The organism is Luteibacter sp. KNZ12-1A, assembly GCF_056755675.1.
The window spans coordinates 1-3,644 of the sequence record NZ_JBPGXU010000174.1 but is presented as its reverse complement, the minus strand read 5'-3'; the positions used below and the strand labels follow the sequence as shown (position 1 = coordinate 3,644).

Here is a 3,644-nt window from a genome sequence, read left to right as displayed (position 1 = left end):
GTCGCGGGTGTGGTGTGGGTGCGGTTTCGGGGGTTTTGGTTGCTGGCCGCGCCCGGCCCGGCTGCGGGGGTAGCCCGTCTTATGGGGCCCCCACAACAGCCTTCAGGCTCCCGCCACAGCCTTTACACCACAGCCTTCACTACACCACAGCCTTCACCTGTTCAGCCGAGCGTCCCTTGTTGCCCATGCCTAGTGGGAGCCGACCCTGTCGGCGATTGGGTCCGCGAAACCACCACGCCTCTCCGCCTAGACCATCCAGCCACCCTCGCCACGCTTGACAGCCCCCTCGCCCCCGGCATAACGTCGAGCCATGCATCCCATCACGCCAGCGCTGCGCTCCATCACGGCCCTCACGGCCGGCGTGCTCGCGTCCCTGTCCACCACCGCGACTACAACCACCACGACCACTACCCTGGTCGGAGGATCGGAGTTCGCGCGCGCCTAGTTCCCTTGTCGCTGCCGGCCCCGACCTCCCGCAGGACGGGACCGGCGCCAGGACCATCAGCCGACAACCCACCTGACGTGATCGAAGGGCCTCTCACCGGAGGCTTTGATCGTGTCCATCGCTGTCGCACCACCTCGTTCACCACTCCGTGCCGCGCCCTTGCGTGCGGTCGTCCCGCCATTCGTCGTCAATATCGGCATCGTCGGCCCCGGCAAGGTCGGTAGCGCCCTGCTCACCCAGCTCCGGCTGGCGGCGCCGCGCCTGCTCCGCGACTGCAACCTGGAACTGCGCCTGCGCGGAGTCAGCGACAGCCGCCACATGTGGCTCGACTGCGACGACGACGCCTTGAACAGCCGCACGCACGGCGCGCAGACCTGGCGCCCCGCGGAACTGGACGAGTTCGCCGCCTACGTCGCGGGTGAACGTGGCGAAGCGGCCGTCCTCGCCGATTGCAGTGCCAGCGACGTGGTCGCCGACCACTATGCCGGCTGGCTCGCCGCCGGCATCCATGTGGTGACGCCGAACAAACGTGCCGCCAGCGGACCGCTCGAACGCTGGCGCAGGATCGGCGGCGCGGCGAGCGCCAGCGGTGCGCGCCTTCATTACGAAGGCACGGTCGGCGCCGGGCTTCCGGTCGTGCAGACGCTGCGCGACCTGATCGACACGGGCGACGAACTCACCGCCGTGGAAGGCATGCTTTCCGGCACCCTGGCATGGCTGTTCAACCGTTTCGACGGCTCGATCCCCTTCTCCGCCCTCGTCCGCGAAGCCCATGCCATGGGCTACACGGAGCCCGACCCTCGCGACGACCTGTCCGGCACGGACGTGGCACGCAAGCTCGTCATCCTCGCGCGCGAAGCGGGCCTGGCGCTCTCGCTGGAGGACGTTGCCGTGCACAGCCTCATCCCCGCCGACCTCGCCGCATGCTCGCGCGAGGAATTCATGGAAAACCTGGAAGGCATGGATGCGCCGATGGCCGCCCTGCTTTCCGAAGCGCGAGCGTCGGGCCACGTGCTCCGCCATGTGGCGCGGCTCGATGGCCGGCAGGCGTCGGTCGGCGTCCAGGCGATCGACCGCGAGCATGCCTTCGCCCACTCGCGGCTCACCGACAACGTGGTCCGTTTCGCCACGCGTCGTTACTGCGACAATGCGCTGGTCGTCCAAGGGCCGGGAGCCGGTCCGGAAGTCACGGCGGCGGCGGTATTCGCCGACCTGCTGCGCGTGGCGGGCGCGATGGGAGTAAAACGGTGCGCATGCTGAAAGAAGAATCCTCGCCCCTGGCCCGTGCGGATGTCGCCGTGGCCGAGGCATACGCCAGTGTCGGCAACGTCGGCATCGGCTTCGATATCCTCGGCCATACCGTCGCGGGCGCCGGCGACCGCGCCGAGGTGCGCCGGATACCCGAGCGAGACGTGCGCATCGCCGCCATCGACGGTGTCGTGACCGACCTGCCCCTGCACGCGCCGGACAACACGGCCGGTGCGGCGTTGCTATCGATGCTGCATGCGCTGGACCTGCCGTTCGGTTTCGAGCTGACCCTGCACAAGGGCATCGCCCTGGGCTCCGGCATGGGCGGTTCGGCGGCATCCTGCGTGGCGGCCGTCGTCGCCGCGAACGCGCTGCTCGACGAGCCCCTGTCGCGCGAGGCCCTGTACCCCTTCGCCCTCGATGGTGAAGTCGTCGCCAGCGGTAGCCGCCACGGCGACAACCTGGGGCCGATGCTGGTCGGCGGCCTCGTGCTGGCCACGACCTCCCGCCTGGTCCGTATCCCGGTGCCGGCCGCCTGGCACTGCGCGCTCGTCCATCCGCACGTGGTGCTGGAGACGCGGCGTGCGCGTGCCGCACTCGCCGGTCATTACGCCTTGGGCGAATTCGTGGCGCAAAGCGCCAACCTGGCCCTCGTTCTGGCGGGCTGCTACCGCGGCGAAGCGGCGCTGGTGCGCGAGGGCTTATCCGACGTACTGGTGGAACCGCGACGCGCACCCCTGATCCCCGGCTTCGCCCAGGTGAAACAGGCCGCCCTCGACCACGGCGCCTTCGGTGCCAGCATTTCCGGCGCCGGGCCCAGCGTGTTCGGCTGGTTCGAGGACCGCGCCTCGGCCGAGGCGGCAGCGGTGGACATGCGCGCCGCCTTCAAGGCCGCCGGCCATGACAGCGACATGCTGGTCGCCCCGATCGACGGCCCTGCCGCGAAAGTGCTGTGAGCATGCGTTATGTCAGCACGCGCGGCGGCGCCGCGCCCGTCGGCCTTTCCGATGCCATCGCCGCCGGCCTCGCGCCCGATGGTGGCCTCTACGTACCCGAAACCATGCCGAGGATCGGCCTGCCGCCGCTCGAGGGCTACCTCGCGGGGACGGCGCAGCGCATGCTGGAACCGTTCTTCGAAGGCGATCCCCTGGCCGATGAACTGCCCGCCATCTGTGCCGAGGCCTTCGCCTTTCCCGTGCCACGACGCGAACTGCGCATCGAAGGCGCGCACCTGCTTGAACTCTTCCACGGCCCCACCGCCGCGTTCAAGGATTTCGGCGCGCGTTTCCTCGCCGCCTGCCTCATCCGCCTGCGCCGTGACACGACGCGGCCCTTGACGATCCTCGTCGCCACCTCGGGAGATACGGGCGCAGCCGTCGGGGCCGCGTTCCACGGCTTGCCGGGCGTGCGCGTGGCGATTCTCTATCCGGACAACCGCGTGTCACCGCGCCAGGCGCACCAGCTCGGCAGCTTCGGCGGCAACGTGCGCGCCCTTCGCGTCGAAGGCAGTTTCGACGATTGCCAGCGACTGGTAAAGGAAGCGCTAGGGGATACGACGCTGCAAGCCGACGTGCCGATGTCCTCGGCCAACAGCATCAGTCTTGGCCGCCTGCTGCCGCAGATGGCTTACTTCGGCCACGCTTCGCTCCACGCGGGGGAGCGCATGAACACCATCGTGCCCACCGGCAACCTCGGCAACGCCGTCGCCTGCCTCTGGGCGCGCGAGATCGGCCTGCCGATCGGCGAAGTGACCTTCGCCTGCAACGCCAACGAGACCCTGCCGGAATTCTTCGCCGGCCGTCCCTATCGTGCGCGCGACGCCATCCCGACCATCGCCAATGCCATGGACGTCGGCGCCCCGAGCAACTTCGAACGGCTCCGCCATCTTTTCGGTGGCGATACGGCGACGCGACTCAATGGCCATGCGGAAAGCGTGGACGACGCCGGCATC

General features: G+C 69.3%; 3 protein-coding genes. All 3 read left to right on the top strand.

Annotation, left to right across the window (positions count from 1 at the left end; translation table 11 throughout):
* Positions 1-556: 556 nt before the first annotated feature.
* Complete coding sequence (locus ACR9ZJ_RS19035; protein WP_481288649.1) at positions 557-1,705, top strand: homoserine dehydrogenase family protein; 1,149 nt, start codon at positions 557-559, stop codon at positions 1,703-1,705.
* Positions 1,699-2,649, top strand: coding sequence for a homoserine kinase (locus tag ACR9ZJ_RS19030; protein ID WP_481282268.1), 951 nt, complete (start codon positions 1,699-1,701; stop codon positions 2,647-2,649). The genes ACR9ZJ_RS19035 and ACR9ZJ_RS19030 overlap by 7 nt, the downstream gene beginning before the upstream one ends.
* A 2-nt stretch (positions 2,650-2,651) precedes the next feature.
* Positions 2,652-3,644 (top strand): threonine synthase (gene thrC / locus ACR9ZJ_RS19025; protein WP_481288650.1); only part of this gene is annotated, 993 nt, incomplete at its 3' end.

Excerpts from the sequence above, each read along its gene's own strand:
- ACR9ZJ_RS19030 (WP_481282268.1), top strand. The coding sequence starts at position 1,699 with ATGCTGAAAGAAGAATCCTCGCCCCTGGCCCGTGCGGATGTCGCCGTG.